At 70.6% G+C, this 14,803-nt stretch carries 14 protein-coding genes and 1 riboswitch; of the genes, 8 read left to right on the top strand and 6 right to left on the bottom strand.

Translation table 11 applies throughout. From position 1 onward, the window contains the following. The first annotated feature begins 3 nt into the window (after positions 1 to 3). The gene (locus tag AB5G72_RS13480; protein WP_096906957.1) at positions 4 to 888 is read left to right on the top strand and encodes a TIGR03619 family F420-dependent LLM class oxidoreductase; all 885 of its coding nucleotides are present in this window, start codon (positions 4 to 6) and stop codon (positions 886 to 888) included. Between the two features lie 46 nt (positions 889 to 934). Continuing rightward, entirely contained in the window at positions 935 to 1,954 is a 1,020-nt protein-coding gene (gene fgd / locus AB5G72_RS13475) for a glucose-6-phosphate dehydrogenase (coenzyme-F420) (RefSeq protein ID WP_440220069.1), read from the top strand. A gap of 45 nt (positions 1,955 to 1,999) precedes the next feature. Here fgd and AB5G72_RS13470 read toward each other — a convergent pair whose 3' ends face one another. Next, on the bottom strand, positions 2,000 to 2,455 hold the full coding sequence (locus tag AB5G72_RS13470) for a hypothetical protein (protein ID WP_440220068.1): 456 nt from the start codon (positions 2,453 to 2,455) through the stop codon (positions 2,000 to 2,002). A 110-nt stretch (positions 2,456 to 2,565) separates the two neighbouring features. Further along, positions 2,566 to 2,663, top strand: a riboswitch (TPP riboswitch). 91 nt (positions 2,664 to 2,754) lie between these two features. Here AB5G72_RS13470 and AB5G72_RS13465 point away from each other — a divergent pair. The 3 genes from AB5G72_RS13465 to AB5G72_RS13455 all read left to right on the top strand — a co-directional run bounded on the left by AB5G72_RS13465 (position 2,755) and on the right by AB5G72_RS13455 (position 4,484). Then, entirely contained in the window at positions 2,755 to 3,519 is a 765-nt protein-coding gene (locus tag AB5G72_RS13465; RefSeq protein WP_163375523.1) for a 3-oxoacyl-ACP reductase, read from the top strand. A gap of 53 nt (positions 3,520 to 3,572) precedes the next feature. Continuing rightward, on the top strand, positions 3,573 to 3,938 hold the full coding sequence (locus tag AB5G72_RS13460) for a hypothetical protein (RefSeq protein ID WP_119192584.1): 366 nt from the start codon (positions 3,573 to 3,575) through the stop codon (positions 3,936 to 3,938). Between the two features lie 75 nt (positions 3,939 to 4,013). Continuing rightward, the gene (locus AB5G72_RS13455; protein ID WP_440220067.1) at positions 4,014 to 4,484 is read left to right on the top strand and encodes a hypothetical protein; all 471 of its coding nucleotides are present in this window, start codon (positions 4,014 to 4,016) and stop codon (positions 4,482 to 4,484) included. Positions 4,485 to 4,556: 72 nt separating this feature from the next. Here the strand turns inward: AB5G72_RS13455 and AB5G72_RS13450 are convergent, their stop codons facing one another. Continuing rightward, positions 4,557 to 4,781, bottom strand: coding sequence for a hypothetical protein (locus tag AB5G72_RS13450; RefSeq protein ID WP_067716967.1), 225 nt, complete (start codon positions 4,779 to 4,781; stop codon positions 4,557 to 4,559). 134 nt (positions 4,782 to 4,915) lie between these two features. Here AB5G72_RS13450 and AB5G72_RS13445 point away from each other — a divergent pair, with 134 nt between their 5' ends. Next, positions 4,916 to 5,854 (top strand): SDR family oxidoreductase, encoded by a 939-nt coding sequence (locus AB5G72_RS13445; protein ID WP_394344336.1) that lies wholly within the window; start codon positions 4,916 to 4,918, stop codon positions 5,852 to 5,854. Positions 5,855 to 6,069: 215 nt separating this feature from the next. Here AB5G72_RS13445 and AB5G72_RS13440 read toward each other — a convergent pair whose 3' ends face one another. From AB5G72_RS13440 to AB5G72_RS13425, 4 genes are all read right to left on the bottom strand, one after another. After that, positions 6,070 to 7,182 (bottom strand): NDMA-dependent alcohol dehydrogenase, encoded by a 1,113-nt coding sequence (locus tag AB5G72_RS13440; protein ID WP_119192587.1) that lies wholly within the window; start codon positions 7,180 to 7,182, stop codon positions 6,070 to 6,072. A gap of 104 nt (positions 7,183 to 7,286) precedes the next feature. Then, positions 7,287 to 8,816, bottom strand: a complete 1,530-nt coding sequence (locus tag AB5G72_RS13435; protein ID WP_206474810.1) for an aldehyde dehydrogenase family protein — start codon at positions 8,814 to 8,816, stop codon at positions 7,287 to 7,289. A gap of 155 nt (positions 8,817 to 8,971) precedes the next feature. Further along, positions 8,972 to 10,510: a helix-turn-helix domain-containing protein gene (locus AB5G72_RS13430; RefSeq protein ID WP_440221500.1), complete on the bottom strand. Its 1,539-nt coding sequence runs from the start codon at positions 10,508 to 10,510 to the stop codon at positions 8,972 to 8,974. 329 nt (positions 10,511 to 10,839) lie between these two features. Then, positions 10,840 to 11,778 carry an IclR family transcriptional regulator gene (locus AB5G72_RS13425; protein WP_440220066.1) on the bottom strand — a complete coding sequence of 313 codons (939 nt, stop codon included), beginning with the start codon at positions 11,776 to 11,778 and terminating at the stop codon, positions 10,840 to 10,842. A 166-nt stretch (positions 11,779 to 11,944) separates the two neighbouring features. Between AB5G72_RS13425 and cysD the strand changes: the two genes are divergently transcribed. Further along, complete coding sequence (gene cysD / locus AB5G72_RS13420; RefSeq protein WP_440220065.1) at positions 11,945 to 12,862, top strand: sulfate adenylyltransferase subunit CysD; 918 nt, start codon at positions 11,945 to 11,947, stop codon at positions 12,860 to 12,862. Then, a complete protein-coding gene (gene cysC, locus AB5G72_RS13415) occupies positions 12,862 to 14,802 on the top strand; it encodes an adenylyl-sulfate kinase (protein WP_440220064.1) in 1,941 nt (646 codons plus the stop codon). The genes cysD and cysC overlap by 1 nt, the downstream gene beginning before the upstream one ends. Position 14,803 lies beyond the last annotated feature (1 nt).

Raw genomic sequence — 14,803 nt, 5'->3', positions numbered from 1 at the left:
ATCATGCAGTTCTCCGTTCCGGTCGCGTTCAGCCCGATCGACCAACTTCTCGGCCTGGCCCGCGCGGCCGAGGACGCGGGCTTCGCCCGCGTCACGCTTCCCGATTCGCTGTTCCTGCCCCACCGGCAGGACACCGACTACCCGTACACGCCCGACGGGGCGCGGATGTGGGACGAGCACACCCCGTGGGTCGAACCCCTGACCGCGATCGCCGCGATGGGTGTGGCCACCTCGACCATCAGGTTCTGCCCGCAGGTCCTCAAGCTCGGACCCCGTCAGCCCCTGCTGCTGGCGCGGCAGTTGTCCACGGTCTCCCACCTGACCGGTGGACGCATCGACCTGGGGGTGGGGATCGGATGGGACCCCAACGAGTTCGCGTGGTGTGGAGTCCCCTACCCGGGGCGTGGCAAGAGGGTCGACGAGATGCTCGAGATCATCCGGCTGGCCGGTGACGGCGGGTGGTTCGAGTACCACGGTGAGCACTTTGACTTCGACCGCCTCACACTGGACCCGCCGCCCGTGGCCCAGGTGCCGTTCTACGTGGGCGGACACACCGCTCCGGCGCTCCGCCGAGCCGTCCGGATCGGCCAGGGGTGGACCTCGGCGATGATGGGATTCGACGAGATCGCCGCCACCATCACCCGCCTCGGAGAACTGCTCGAGGCCGACGGCCGCTCCCTCGCCGACCGCGGGGACGGCCGGCCGTTCGAGATTCAGGTGGCCTGTACCGACCGGTACGGCAGCCGCGGTTTCGCCCAACTCGAGGACGCGGGCGTCACCGATGTCATCGTCATCCCGTGGCTGATCGAGGGCCACGGATACGACGCCCCGCTGGACGCCAAGCGCGAGTCGATCGCCCGGTTCGGCGAGAAGTACATCAGCGCATGACCGCGACACACATCAATCACACCGCTACGACCCCAAGGAGCCCCACATGCCCGACACCCCGTCCCTGAAGCTCGGTTACAAGGCGTCGGCCGAGCAGTTCGGTCCGCGTGATCTGGTGGAGTTCGCCGTGATGGCGGAGCAGGCGGGGATGGATTCGGCGACGGTGTCGGATCATTTCCAGCCGTGGCGTCACGACGGTGGTCATGCGCCGTTCTCGTTGGCGTGGATGACGGCGGTGGGCGAGCGCACCGAGAGGCTGCAGCTGGGCACCTCGGTGCTCACCCCGACGTTCCGCTACAACCCGGCGGTGTTGGCGCAGGCGTTCGCGACGATGGCGTGCCTGTACCCGGGCCGCATCTTCCTCGGTGTGGGTACGGGTGAGGCGCTCAACGAGATCGCCACCGGGCATCAGGGCCAGTGGCCGGAGTTCAAGGAGCGGTTCGCGCGCTTGCGTGAGTCGGTCCGTCTCATGCGCGCACTGTGGACGGGCGAGACCACCAGCTTCGAGGGCGATTTCTACAGCACCAAGGATGCGTTCCTCTATGACGTGCCCGAGGGTGGGGTGCCGGTGTACGTGGCGGCGGGTGGTCCGGTTGTGGCCAAGTACGCGGGCCGGGTGGGCGACGGGTTCATCTGCACCTCCGGCAAGGGGATGGAGCTCTACACCGACAAGTTGCTCCCGGCCGTCGAGGAGGGCGCCGGAATCAACGAGCGCGATTCGGCGAAGATCGACCGGATGATCGAGATCAAGATCAGCTACGACCCCGACCCGGCCGCCGCGTTGGAGAACTGCCGGTTCTGGGCGCCGCTGTCGTTGACGCCGGAGCAGAAGCACTCGGTGGATTCTCCGCGCGAGATGGAGCGTCTGGCCGACGAGTTGCCCATCGAGCAGGTGGCCAAGCGGTGGATCGTCGCCTCGGACCCCGACGACGCGGTCGAGCAGGTCCGCCAGTACGTCGACGCGGGCCTGAACCACCTGGTCTTCCACGCCCCCGGCCACGATCAGAAACGCTTCCTCGAGCTCTTCAGAACCGACCTCGAACCGCGACTGCGTCGCCTCGCCTAGGCGCCGCGGGCGGGCCTGTGACCCACCCGGCCGCTCACCCCGGGCTCAGGCCCGGGTGAGCAGCAGCGGCGCCGCCGCGAACCGCGACCAGGGCCCGCCCGCGAAGGTCAGGCCGATCAGGCGCCGGTCGTCGAGCCGCCGGAACTCGTCGCGCACCCAGCGCCACGGCACCGGGCTCGAGGCGCCGTACGAGCAGACAATCACCTGACCGCCGTCGAACCACGAGGATTCCAGCGTCACCCGCATCGGCCGGATCTCCCGTGGCGGGCGGCCCTCGTCGTCGTCGACCAGGTTCATCGCGCCGCCCCCGGGGGCGAAACGCTTGCCCTGCCAGCCCGGCATCCCGCCGAGGGCGATCGCGCGCGGCGCCACCGCCCTCAGCGGTGCCGGGCCGACGAACGTGACGAGGTAGTCGCCCGGGGCGGGCAGATCGGTCGGCGGCGTCGCCTGCGAGAACAGGGCGCGCAATCGGCCGAGCGAGGTCGGCAGGGCGACGGTCACGGGGCTCCGATCGTCGGGGGCGTTCGCCGATCCTAGGACGGTTGTCCAGCCACGCGGGACAGATCGGCAGTGTGGCTTCGCGTTCAGCCGGCCGCGGGTGGCCTAGGCTCGCACTCGACACGGGGTGCCGCCCATCCGGGCGGCTGAGAACACACCCGTCGAACCTGAACTGGGTAGTTCCAGCGGAGGAATGTCGTGCAAGTCGCCCCGGGCGGCGTCGCCTGGCAGTCGTGCGGTCATCGTGCGGCGGGCAGGTGGGCATCGCGCTCCCCGTGAGGAACCACCGGGAAGCGAGTGGAATGCGTATCAACGAGCAGGTCGTCCTGGTCACCGGCGGAGCCCGCGGACTCGGCGTGGAGATCATCCGCGCCTTCTCCCGCGAGGGCGCCCTCGTCGTCGTCAACTACCGACGCAGCGAGGCCGCCGCCGCCGACCTCGTCCGTGAGCTCGGCGAGGACCGCGCCGTCGCACTACGCGCTGACGTGACTGACGACGACGAGGTACGCGCCCTCGTCGACGCGGCCCGCACCCACTTCGGTCGGCCGATCAGCACGGTGGTCAACAACGCCCTGGTCGACTTCCAGTTCAACGGCGACGCCAGGCCGCGGCCGGAGACCCTCACCTGGGAGGACTTCGACTCGCAGCTGCGTGGCGCGGTCAAGGGCACCCTCGCCACCACCCAGGCCGCGCTCCCGGGGATGCGGGAAGCCGGGTTCGGGCGGATCGTCACCATCGGCACCAACCTGTTCCAGCACCCGGTGGTGCCGTACCACGACTACACCGCCGCCAAGGCCGCCGCGCTCTCGCTGACCCGCACCCTGGCCACCGACCTCGGGCCGGACGGCATCACGGTCAACATGGTCTCCGGTGGCCTGCTGCGCACCACCGACGCCAGCGCCGCTACACCTGAAGAAGTGTTCGACGTCATCGCCTCCGGGACGCCGCTACGGCGCGCGATCACCCCCGCCGAACTCGCCGACGCGGTGCTGTTCTTCGCCTCCCCGTGGGCACGGGCCGTGACCGGGCAGAACCTCATCGTGGACGGCGGGTTGGTCAAGGGCTGACGGCGCGGCGGTCACCCTTGCCCGGGCGAGCTCGGGTGGGGGAAGCTGGAGTAATGGAACTGCCCTCGGTCACCGCCTCGCGAACGGCCGAGGGCCGGCGGATCGAGGCGGCCGAGGCGGCGGTGGCCGAACTCGACCAGCGACTGACCGAGTGGGACGACCAGCGTGCCCTTGTCGCCGCAGCCGAGCTCGGCGACGACCCCCACGCCCACGTGCCCGCGACCTGGCCGACCGTCGCGGAGGCGCGGGCGTCCGCGGCCGGTCGGCTCGCGGCGCCGCTGTCACCGGCCGCCGTCGAGGCGGAATGCTCGGAGCTCCGCTGGGCGGGCCTGGGGAAACTGATCGGGGCCGGCATCTCGGCGGCGGTACTGCTGTCCGTGCCGCTGACGCTCGTCCTGCACGCACTGGTGGGATCATGACGGCCCCGGGGTCGGTGCTGCGGTCGGGGCCTGGGGCTCGGCGGCTCGGCGCATCGGCCGTGGGGCGGTGACGGTATGCCCCTGATCCTTGCGTTGGTGCTGCTCACGGTGATCGCCGGGCTCGCCGCCTGGGTCGCGGCGACCGGCTGGCTCGCGCGGTCCGGGCTGGAGGATCTGTCCCGCCGCCGGCGACTACGGCGGGGTTCCGACCCGGTCCAGCTCACCGCCGAGCGCGCGGTGGATTCAGCCCGACGTTCCTACTTCCTGGCGCTGGAGGCGCTGACCGAGACCCTCGATCGGTGGTACGCGCTCCGGCCCACGCTCGGGATCGGTACCCCGCTCGAGGGCACCTATCCCGACGTCAGGGACCGCACCGACTCCGATCCGGAGTTCGCCGCGCTGCTGGAGCGGGCGAACACCGCCTGCCTCGACAACCGCTCCGGCCACCCTGATGCGGTCCCGGACCTGCTCGAGGAGACCGCACGCATGGACTCACTGATGCTCGCCCTCCGCGAACGCGTCCACCGCGCGGGTCGGCCGAAATGACCGACTCCGCCTCGCCCCACCCACGCGTGGCGGGTGACGGGCAGGCGGAGTAGCGGTGTCCGCGGGGTGGGCTCAGGCGATGCCGGTGCCCTCGTCGGCCGCGGGGGAGGTGTTGGTGCCACCGTCGTTGATCTCGAATCGCGTCCACTTGCCGTCCATGTCGACCTCCATGGCGTAGCCGAGCGAGTCTTCCGGGACCTCGACCGTCTTGAACCAGTCGTAGGCCTTGGTGTCGTCGGCGAACTCCTTCTCGTCGATCACGTTCTGCTCGGGGTCAATCACGCGGTAACGGGGCATGCGTGCTCCTTCGTCTCGAGGGAAGTTGAGTGCTCTTCCGCAGTGTGGGGGATTCGGCGCCGACTCGCATCCGGACGGGCGGCCGCCCGTGGCGCGTACCGTCGATGCAGCTACACGACCCAGGAGGCCCGCCAGTGAGCACCGACCCCACCTTCACACCCTCCGACCAGCCCGACGCCGTCCAGCCCGACGACGCGGTGTTGATCGACCCCACCTCCAAGTACGAGGTGGAGATACCGATGCAGTCGCAGCCCGTCCCCGGGCTGGCGTCCGAGCTCGACCCGCCCGCCGACCACGGCGAGACGTCCTACGTCGGCCACGGTCGGCTCACCGGCCGGCGGGCGCTCATCACCGGCGGTGACTCGGGAATCGGTCGGGCCGTCGCGATCGCCTACGCCCGCGAGGGTGCCGATGTCGCGATCGGCTACCTGCCGTCCGAGCAGTCCGACGCCGACGAGGTCGCGCGACTGGTCCGCGAGGCCGGGCGGACATGCGTGCTGCTGCCCGGCGATGTGGGCGATGAGGAGGTCGCCCGGTCGATCGTCCGCGACGCCGTCGCCGGGCTCGGTGGGGTCGACGTGCTGGTGCTGGGCGCCGCCCGGCAGACCTACGTGGAGAACCTTGAGGACCTCACCTCTGAGCAGTGGGCCGAGACGATGAACGTCAACATCTCGGCGCCGTTCTGGATGATGCAGGAGGCGCTGGGGCACCTCCAGCCCGGATCGAGTGTCATCTTCACCTCGTCGGTGCAGGCCTACACCCCGTCACCGGGCCTCGTGGACTACGCGACCTCCCGCGCGGCCGTGAACACCATGTCCAAGGCGCTGGCCCAGCAGCTCGCGCCCCGGGGGATCCGCGTCAACGCCGTGGCGCCCGGGCCGTTCTGGACCGCGCTGCAGGTCTCCGGCGGGCAGAAGCCGGAGAAGCTGCCGTACTTCGGTCAGAAGAACCCGCTGGGCCGGCCCGGTCAGCCGGTCGAGATGGCCGGCGCCTACGTCTACCTGGCATCCGAGGAGTCGTCGTACACGACCGGCAACACGCTGTCGGTGACGGGCGGTGCGCCCACGCCCTGAGCCGGCTCAGCGAAGCCGCCCGCCGGGATGGCGTCTCGCGTGAACCGCGGTGCGGGCGAGACGCCGTGCCCGCGGGCGGCTGTGTCCCGACCGGTCAGGCGCTCGCGCGAGACGCCATCCGCAGGAGCGTCTGCCGGCCATGACCGGGCCAACGGCAGCACGCGCCGCCCCGGAATATCGGGACGGCGCGCGCCGCCAGGCCTCGCCGGCCGGGATCAGTTGTCGTGGATGATTACCCCGCGCATGATCTTGCCGTCCTGCAGGTCCTGGTAGCCCTCGTTCACCTGGTCGAGCGTGTAGGTCGTGGTGATGAGTTCGTCCAGCTTGAGCTTGCCCTCGTCGTACAGGCGCAGGAGCTTGACGATGTCGTACTGCGGGTTGGCGGAACCGAACAGGGTGCCTGTGATGGTCTTCCCGAAGAGGGCCATCATGGTGCCGCTGACCTGGACGGTCTTGTCGGTCATGTTGCCCAGGCCGGTGATCACCACGGTGCCGCCCTTGCCGATCACGTCGAACGCGCTCGAGACGACCTGCTCGTCGACGGTGCCCACCAGGATGAGCGCCTGGTCCGCCATCTGGCCCCAGGTCAGTTTCTCCACCTCGGCGTGGGCCTCGGCGGCGTCGGCGAAGGCGTGGGTGGCGCCGAACTTCAACGCCTCGTCGCGCTTGAACTGAACGGGATCCACCACGACCACGTGGCGGGCACCGGAGTGGACGGCGCCCTGGACGGCGTTGATGCCCAGGCCGCCGATTCCGTAGATCACCACGGTGTCGCCCTGGCGCACGTTGCCGGCGTAGGTGGCGGTGCCCCAGCCCGACGGCACGCCGCAGCCCACCAGGACGGCCTTGTCGAGCGGCAGCCAGTCGTCGACCTTGACCACCGAGTGCTGCGAGATCACCGAGCGCTCGGAGAACGTACCGAGCATGCACATCGCACCGAAGTCCTTGCCGTCCGAGTGGAAGCGGAAGGTCCCGTCGGGCATATGGCCCTCGAGGATCGTCGCTCCCATGTCGCAGAGGTTCTGCCGCCCGGTCGAGCAGTAGCGGCAGGTCCCGCAGTTGGGGATGAACGAGCACACCACGTGGTCGCCCGGCTTGACCTTGGTGACGCCCACGCCCACGGCTTCGATGACGCCGGCTCCCTCGTGCCCGCCGACGATCGGGAAGCGCGGCGGGAGTGAGCCGTCGGACAGGTGCAGGTCGGAGTGGCACAGGCCCGCGGCCGTGTACTTGATCAACACCTCACCGGGGCCGGGATCGTCCAGGTCGAGCTCGATGATCTCGAACGGCTTGTGGAGGTCGAACAGTACTGCTGCTTTGGTCTTCACGGCGTGTTCCTTTCAGGTAGTGCAGGGTGGGAAGAGAGGGGAGTCGCCGACGTCCCCGGAGGGGGCACGGGGACGCCGGGTCCCGGTTCGTGGAGCTCGATCACTCAGAGCTGGATGTTGACCGACCTGGTCTGGGTGTAGAGGTCCAGCGCACCCTGGCCCAGTTCGCGGCCCCATCCGGACTGCTTGAACCCGCCGAACGGCATGGCGGTGTCGAAGCCGTTGTACTGGTTGACCCAGACCGAGCCGGCGTGCAGACGGCTGGCGACCTTGTGGGCCTTGGAGATGTCCTTCGTCCAGACGCCCGCGGCGAGGCCGTAGATCGAGTCGTTGGCCTGCCGGACCGCGTCGTCGATGTCGGTGAACCGCAGGGCCGAGACGACGGGGCCGAAGATCTCGTCCGTGACCACCCGGTGGTCGGGTTCGACGTCCACGAAGACGGTCGGTTGGACGAAGAAGCCGGTGTCACCGTGTCGGCCGCCACCGGTCAGAGCGCGTCCGCCGTCCTCGATCCCGGCTCGTAGGTAGTAGGAGACCTTGTCGAACTGGTCCTGGTCGACGAGCGGGCCGAGTTCGGTGGCGGGGTCCAGGCCGTGCCCGATGGTGGCCTGGGCGGCGGCGTCGGCGACGGCCTGCGTGAACTCCTCGTAGATGGAGTCCTCGACGTACAGGCGGGTGCCGGCGGTGCAGGCCTGCCCGTGGTTGAACATCCACGCGGCCACGGACCCGGCGACGGCGGCCTCGAAGTCGCAGTCGGCGAAGACGATGTTGGCGCTCTTGCCGCCCAGCTCGAGGGAGACCTTTTTGAGGTTGCCCTTGGCGGCGTCGACGATCAGCTTCCCGACCTCGGTGGAGCCGGTGAAGGCCACCTTGTCCACGTCGTCGTGGGCCGAGATGGCCGCGCCGGCGTCGCCGAAGCCGGTGACGATGTTGACCACGCCGTCGGGAACCCCGGCCTCGGCGATGACCTCGCCCAGCAGCAACGCGGTCAGCGGCGTCTGCTCGGCCGGCTTGAGGACCAGCGTGTTGCCGGTGGCCAGGGCGGGGGCGAGCTTCCACGCCGCCATGAGCAGGGGGAAGTTCCAGGGGATGATCTGCCCGCACACGCCCACGGGGACGCGCTGGGTGTAGGCGTGGAACTGCTTGTCGCCGGCGAACGGCATCGACACGTTGACGGTGGAGCCCTCGATCTTGGTGGACCAGCCGGCGTAGTAGCGGAACACGTCCGCAGCCCATGCCACGTCGACGGCGGTCGCGATCGCCACGGACTTGCCGTTGTCCAGCGCCTCGATCTGGCCGAACAGCTCGGCCTTGGCGTCCAGCAGGTCGCCGATGCGCCAGAGGATCTGCTCGCGCTGGTTGGGCTTCATCGTGGCCCAGGCGCCGTCGTCGAATGCGCGGCGTGCGGCGGCCACGGCCCGGTTGACGTCCTCGGGCCCGCCGTGGGCGACCTGGGTGATCTCGGCGCCGGTGGCGGGGTCGTAGGTGCCGAAGGTGCGGCCGTCGGCGGCGTCGACCCACTGCCCGTCGATGAAGAGCTGGTGCGGGCGGCCGAGGAAGTCGCGGGCCTCGGTGCCGAGCCGCTCGTCGACCTGGGTGGTGGCGCCGGTGTCCCGGGAGAGTGTGCCGGTCATTGTGTCCTCCAAGAATTCCGACCGGCTCAGGTGTGAGGCAGGTCACAACCCATCATGGGGTCGGTCCGGCCCGGCAGAGTGTTCAGATTCTGGACAACATGCACAACACCGACAGCATCGACGACGCCGGGCAGAGGCCGGGTCGACGCCGCCCGTCAGGACAAGCCGAACTCGCGCATCCGGGCGTACAGGGTGGTCCTGCTGATGCCCAGCCGTTTGGCGGCGCGTGACCGGACGCCGTCGCATTCGGCCAGGGCGGCGACGATCGCGTCGTACTCGCCTCTCGCCAGCTCCCCGGCCCGGGGCGGGCGTCCGGTGCGGGCGCGGGACGGCAGTGAGTCCACGTCGAGGGTCGTCGATCCCCTGTGCCCGGATTCGGTGAGGCATTCGCTCAGGATCGACCGCAGGGAGATCAGTCCGTTGGGCAGGTCCAGGGCGCAGACGGCGTCCGTGAAGCGCGCTGTGGGCACGGTCGGGCCGAGCCCCTTCTCGGCGGTCAGTTCCGTCACCATCCGGGCGACGATCTCGGCGCTCTCGGCCCCCCGTTCGTGCAACGGCCGCAGGACGGTCCGCGCCCCGCACGCGTCCAGTGCCTCCGTCACCGCCGCGCGGGGGTCCTCGCGACTGGTGACGACGACGAGGGCGGCCCCCGCCGACCGTAGGCGTGCTGCCAGGCGGCGCAGGTCGGCGTCGTCGAGGAGGTCGATGTCGTCCAGTACCAGCGGCCTGCCCTGATCGCCCTGGTCACGTAGGGCGGGCACCACGAGCCCGATCCACGCGGCGTCCGCGCTGTCGGCTTCCGCGAGACGGACGTGCAGGGCGCCCGGGCCGGCGATGTCCCGCGCCGTCGTCGATCGTCCCGACCCGGAGGGGCCGACCACGGCGTGGGCCCGCCCGGTGGCCCCGCTGGAAGAGCCGGGCCCGGACGCGGCGGGCATCGCCGACCTCCCCGGGGTGGACGCGGCCATGGCGGCAGTGGAGGCAGGCCGGGTGCTGCCCGGGACGGGCACGGCCGGGTGCTGTTGGTCCGGGAACACCAGGTCGAGCAGGTGCCCACGGCGGCCGACACGGCTCGAGAGCACCCCGACCGTACCCACCGACAGCTCCACGGAGTCGCCCAGCTCGTCCCGGTCGACCAGGCGCCGGAGCCTGCCGAGGTCGCGGGAGTCCAGCCGTTCCAGGCTCGAGTGCGAGGCCAGTACGACCTCGTCGCCGAACGCGCAGGTCGCGGTGTCGGAGGTGCGGGTGCGTTCGACGAAGCGGTGCCACAGTTCGCGGTCGTCGGCACGGGCGGTGTCGACGTAGCGGGCCTCGATGTCCGCGACGATCTTCCGTACGAACGGCGCGAACATGCGGGAGGCGTCGGCGCTCATACCCGTCAGATCCACCGCGCCGACCAGGCGTCGCGTGAGCGGGTCGATGATCGGGTGCCCGTAACAGGCGAAGTCGCGCAGGACCTCGGCGAAGTGTTGCTCGCCGTGGATGAACACCCCGGCGCGGGTCTCGAGGGCCGTGCCGATTCCGTTGTTGCCCACCGCGTCCTCGGTCAGCGTCGCCCCGTCGTCGACCCCTCGCCGCAGCAGCATGCGGGAGATCCGGGCGTTGTCGCGTACCGAGCGGATGACCCGACCCTCGCGGTCGGCGAGCAGGAGCATCGCCCCGGTGTCCTTGAGGACCTCGTCCAGGTCGTCCATCACCGGTCGGGCGGCTTCGGCGAGCCGGTGGGAGCGCGATGCGCGTGGGTCGGGGGCTCCGGGCCGGGCGCTCTTCGGGGTGAGTCCGCACGATGCGGATCTGCGCCAGGACAGATCGATGTGGTCCTCACCGGGGGCAGGGGAGGAGGGGCGGACGGTCTGGGTCACAGGGCGCCTCCGGCCGGTCGGGGGGTGTGTGATCTACACCATACGGACGCGGCGGCGTGCGTGATGCCCCCGGTAGTGGGCGGTTGGTCGGGAGGTCGTCGCGCCCGCGAGGGTCGGGCGGGGTCGGGCGGGTGTGGGGGCGGCGGTAGGCGGGTCCGGGCTCAGGGGTGGCGCGCCGCGTGCGCCGGGTGGACGAGGTGCGGGGGCAGGCCGACGGCGGGGGCGCGGCCCGGGCGCGAGGCCAGCCGGGCGGAGACCGAGTCGGCGCACGCGCTGACCGCCCGGGTGGCACGGGCGACGGCCCGACCGGTCATGCGTCGGCCCGGGGCGACGGCCACCGAGCCGATCGCGCGGCCGTCCGCACGCAGGACCGGTGCCGCGATCGAGGCCACCGCCAGGTCCGCGGCGGCGTCGAGCTCCGCGTTGGTCACGTCGAGTTCCGACAGCTCCACGAACAGTTCGGACACGCGGTCACGGACCAGGGCACCGATCCCGGACGCCTCGAGGGAGTCGGCCATCCGGAGTAGTTCGCGTCGTGCGGGGGTCAGTCGCTCGATCGACCACCCGCGTCGCGCGATCTGCGGCAGGACAGTCTCGAGTCGATCCCGTGCGGCGGGGGTGAGCCCCGCGGAGTCGGCGAGCCAGCGGCGCTGCTCGACCACGGGGAGGCGGGCCGCCAGTTCGCGGGCGAAGGGCGCACGCACCGGGACCACATGACCGACGGGCATGGCCTCCCGGGAGGCGGTGCGCATGCCGGCACCGACCGAGTCCACGACCTCGGCCATCCCGTCGCGGAGCTCAAAGACCACAGCGGCGATGCCGGTGGCGTCGGCCAGGGTCTCGAGGGGCTCGCGGGCCGCCCGGACGAGATCGACCTCGGCGGCCAGCGCCGTGCCCACCTCGCGCAGTCTCGGCCCGGCACGCCACCCGCCGCCGACCTTCTCCGCCCAGGCCTGGGACTCCATCTCGGAGAGCACCGCGTGGAGGGTCGACCGGCTGGCGCCGGCGACGCGCGCGAGCTCGGCCAGGGGCAGGGGAGGGCCGTCGTTCGCGAGGGCCTCGATCACCGAGAGCGCCCGATGGGTCGGTTCGTGTCGCATAATCGACAGGGTATGCCTGTTATTCGACAGGGGCACGCCAACTTCCCTCGCCGAGATGCAGATCCAGGCTCGGCGGGCGCACGATGGTGCGGATACCCGATGGCAGACAGATCTGTCTGCCGTCAGCCGCCCGGTACCCCGGACGGTCCACGACACTGGAGGTCGCATGACGACGAGGTCGGCGGTGACGCTCTCGCATCTCGACGCGCTCGAGGCGGAGTCCGTCCACATCTTCCGCGAGGTAGCCGCACAGTTCGAACGCCCGGGGATGCTCTTCTCCGGAGGCAAGGACTCGGTGGTGATGTTCCACCTCGCCCGCAAGGCCTTCTGGCCCGCGCCGATGCCGTTCCCGCTCATGCATGTGGACACGGGACACAACTTCGACGAGGTCATCGAGTACCGCGACCGGGTCGTGGCCGAGACCGGCGTCCAGCTGCTCGTCTCCCACGTCCAGGACGACATCGACGCCGGCCGCGTGGTCGAGGACACCGGGGTCGGTGCCAGCCGTAACCGCCTCCAGACCACCGCGCTCCTGCGGGGCATCCAGGAGAACCGCTTCGACGCGGTCTTCGGCGGTGCCCGCCGCGACGAGGAGAAGGCCCGCGCCAAGGAGCGCGTCTTCTCGTTCCGTGACGCGTTCGGCGCCTGGGACCCCCGCGCGCAGCGCCCGGAGCTGTGGAAGCTCTACAACGGCAACCACCGCAAGGGCGAGCACATCCGCGTCTTCCCGCTGTCCAACTGGACGGAGCTGGACATCTGGCAGTACATCGAGCGCGAGGAAATCGACCTGCCGCCGATCTACTACGCCCACGAGCGTGAGGTCATCGAGCGCGACGGCATGCTCCTGGCCAACACCCGGTTCCTCGAGACGCTGCCCGGCGAGGAGGCCCGCACCGAACTGGTCCGCTTCCGCACCGTCGGCGACGCCACCTGCACCGGCTGCGTCGAGTCCGACGCCGCCGACAACGCCGCCGTCGTCGCCGAGGTCGCGGGCACCCGCGTCACCGAGCGCGGCGCGACCCGCGCCGACGACCGGATCTCCGAGGCCGGCATGGAAGACCGCAAGAAGGAGGGCTACTTCTGATGAGCACCCCGACCACCGCCGGTTCGGCCCCCACCACCGCGGTCCCGAACCCCGAGGCCGCCACCGTGGAGACCGGCCACACCATGTCCGACCAGGCCCAGTTGCTGCGCATCGCCACCGCCGGCTCCGTCGACGACGGCAAGTCGACCCTCATCGGTCGGCTGCTGTTCGACTCCAAGGGCATCTTCGAGGACCAGCTCGCCTCCATCGAGGCCACCTCCGCCAAGCGGGGCGACGAGTACACCGACCTCGCGCTGCTCACCGACGGGCTGCGGTCCGAGCGGGAGCAGGGCATCACGATCGACGTGGCGTACCGCTACTTCTCGACCCCGCGGCGCAAGTTCATCATCGCGGACACCCCGGGCCACGTGCAGTACACGCGCAACATGGTCACCGGCGCCTCGACGGCCGACGTGGCGATCATCCTCGTCGACGCCCGCAAGGGTGTCCTCGAGCAGACGCGCCGCCACGCCTTCCTCTCCGCACTGCTGGGCATCCCGCGCCTGGTCGTGGCCGTGAACAAGATGGACCTGGTGGACTACGACGAGGCCACATTCGAGGCCATCCGGACCGAGTTCACCGACTTCGCCGCCAAGCTCGAGGTCCACGACGTCACGTTCGTGCCGCTGTCCGCGCTCAAGGGCGACAATGTGGTCAACAGGGCCGTCGATTCGATTGATTCCATGCCTTGGTACACCGGGCCGGCGCTGCTGGACCACCTCGAGAACGTGCACATCGCCTCGGACCGCAACCTCACCGACGTCCGGTTCCCGGTCCAGTACGTGATCCGTCCCCAGCGCGCCGACGGCCTGGATCACCGCTCGTTCGCCGGCACCGTCGCGGGCGGCATCATCAAGGTCGACGACGACGTGGTGGTCATGCCGTCCGGTCGGCAGTCCACGGTCAAGGCGATCTGGGGCCCGGGCGGGGCGGAGCTGGACGAGGCCGCCGCGCCCGCCGCCGTGACGATCGCACTGAACGACGAGATCGACATCGTCCGCGGCGAGATGATCGCCCGTCCGGGCAACCGTCCGCACCAGGGCACCGAACTCGAGGCGATGGTCTGCTGGTTCGACGACGCCACCACGCTGCAGCAGAACAAGCGCTACGTCATCAAGCACACCACCCGAGACACCAAGGCGATCGTCACGGGGATGGAGTACCGGCTCGACGTCAACACCCTGCACCGCGACCCGGATTCCACTGAGCTCGACCTCAACGAGATCGGCCGCATCGGACTGCGCACGCAGACCCCGCTGATGTACGACCCGTACCGGCGCAACCGCGACACCGGTGCGTTCATCATGGTCGACGAGATCACCGGCAACACCGTGGGCGCGGGCATGATCATCGGGCCCGCCACCACGGGGTCCAACGTGGTCTGGCACGCCGGGGCCGTCCAGCGCGGGGACCGGGGACAGGGCCGCACACTGTGGCTCACCGGCCTGTCGGGCTCGGGCAAGTCCACGATCGCGTCCGAGGTGGAGCGACTGCTCATCGAGTCCGGGCACCCCGCCTACATCCTCGACGGCGACAACCTGCGGCACGGCCTCAACGCCGACCTCGGGTTCTCGGCCGAGGATCGCGCCGAGAACATCCGCCGCACCGCGGAGGTCGCGGCGCTGTTCGCGGACGCCGGCGTCGTCGTCGTCTGTTCCCTCATCTCGCCCATGCGCGCCGACCGCGACGCGGCGCGCGAGGTCCACGCAAAGGCCGACCTGCCGTTCACCGAGGTCTTCGTGGACACCCCGCTGGCCGAGTGCGAGGCCCGTGACCCCAAGGGCCTGTACGCCAAGGCCCGGTCCGGCGAGATCCGGGAGTTCACCGGGGTGTCGGCTCCGTACGAGCCGCCGCTGACCCCCGACCTGCACATCCGCCCCGAGGACGGGACCGCGGAAGAGGTCGCGCAGCGGATCCTCAGCTCCATCCTGGGAATCTGAG

The sequence above is a fragment of the Dietzia sp. MNB45 genome (assembly GCF_051994785.1).
GTDB lineage: Bacteria > Actinomycetota > Actinomycetes > Mycobacteriales > Mycobacteriaceae > Dietzia > Dietzia kunjamensis.
Note: the sequence above shows the minus strand (reverse complement) of the source record. Positions and strands in the feature narration are given on the sequence as shown.

What these genes read in the sequence shown, in the direction of transcription:
- cysD (WP_440220065.1), top strand. Translation starts at nt 11,945, where the DNA reads ATGACGACGAGGTCGGCGGTGACGCTCTCGCATCTCGACGCGCTCGAG.
- fgd (WP_440220069.1), top strand. Translation starts at nt 935, where the DNA reads ATGCCCGACACCCCGTCCCTGAAGCTCGGTTACAAGGCGTCGGCCGAG.
- AB5G72_RS13460 (WP_119192584.1), top strand. Translation starts at nt 3,573, where the DNA reads ATGGAACTGCCCTCGGTCACCGCCTCGCGAACGGCCGAGGGCCGGCGG.
- AB5G72_RS13425 (WP_440220066.1), bottom strand. Translation starts at nt 11,778, where the DNA reads ATGCGACACGAACCGACCCATCGGGCGCTCTCGGTGATCGAGGCCCTC.
- AB5G72_RS13450 (WP_067716967.1), bottom strand. Translation starts at nt 4,781, where the DNA reads ATGCCCCGTTACCGCGTGATTGACCCCGAGCAGAACGTGATCGACGAG.
- cysC (WP_440220064.1), top strand. Translation starts at nt 12,862, where the DNA reads ATGAGCACCCCGACCACCGCCGGTTCGGCCCCCACCACCGCGGTCCCG.
- AB5G72_RS13480 (WP_096906957.1), top strand. Translation starts at nt 4, where the DNA reads ATGCAGTTCTCCGTTCCGGTCGCGTTCAGCCCGATCGACCAACTTCTC.
- AB5G72_RS13455 (WP_440220067.1), top strand. Translation starts at nt 4,014, where the DNA reads ATGCCCCTGATCCTTGCGTTGGTGCTGCTCACGGTGATCGCCGGGCTC.
- AB5G72_RS13465 (WP_163375523.1), top strand. Translation starts at nt 2,755, where the DNA reads ATGCGTATCAACGAGCAGGTCGTCCTGGTCACCGGCGGAGCCCGCGGA.
- AB5G72_RS13435 (WP_206474810.1), bottom strand. Translation starts at nt 8,816, where the DNA reads ATGACCGGCACACTCTCCCGGGACACCGGCGCCACCACCCAGGTCGAC.
- AB5G72_RS13430 (WP_440221500.1), bottom strand. Translation starts at nt 10,510, where the DNA reads ATGGACGACCTGGACGAGGTCCTCAAGGACACCGGGGCGATGCTCCTG.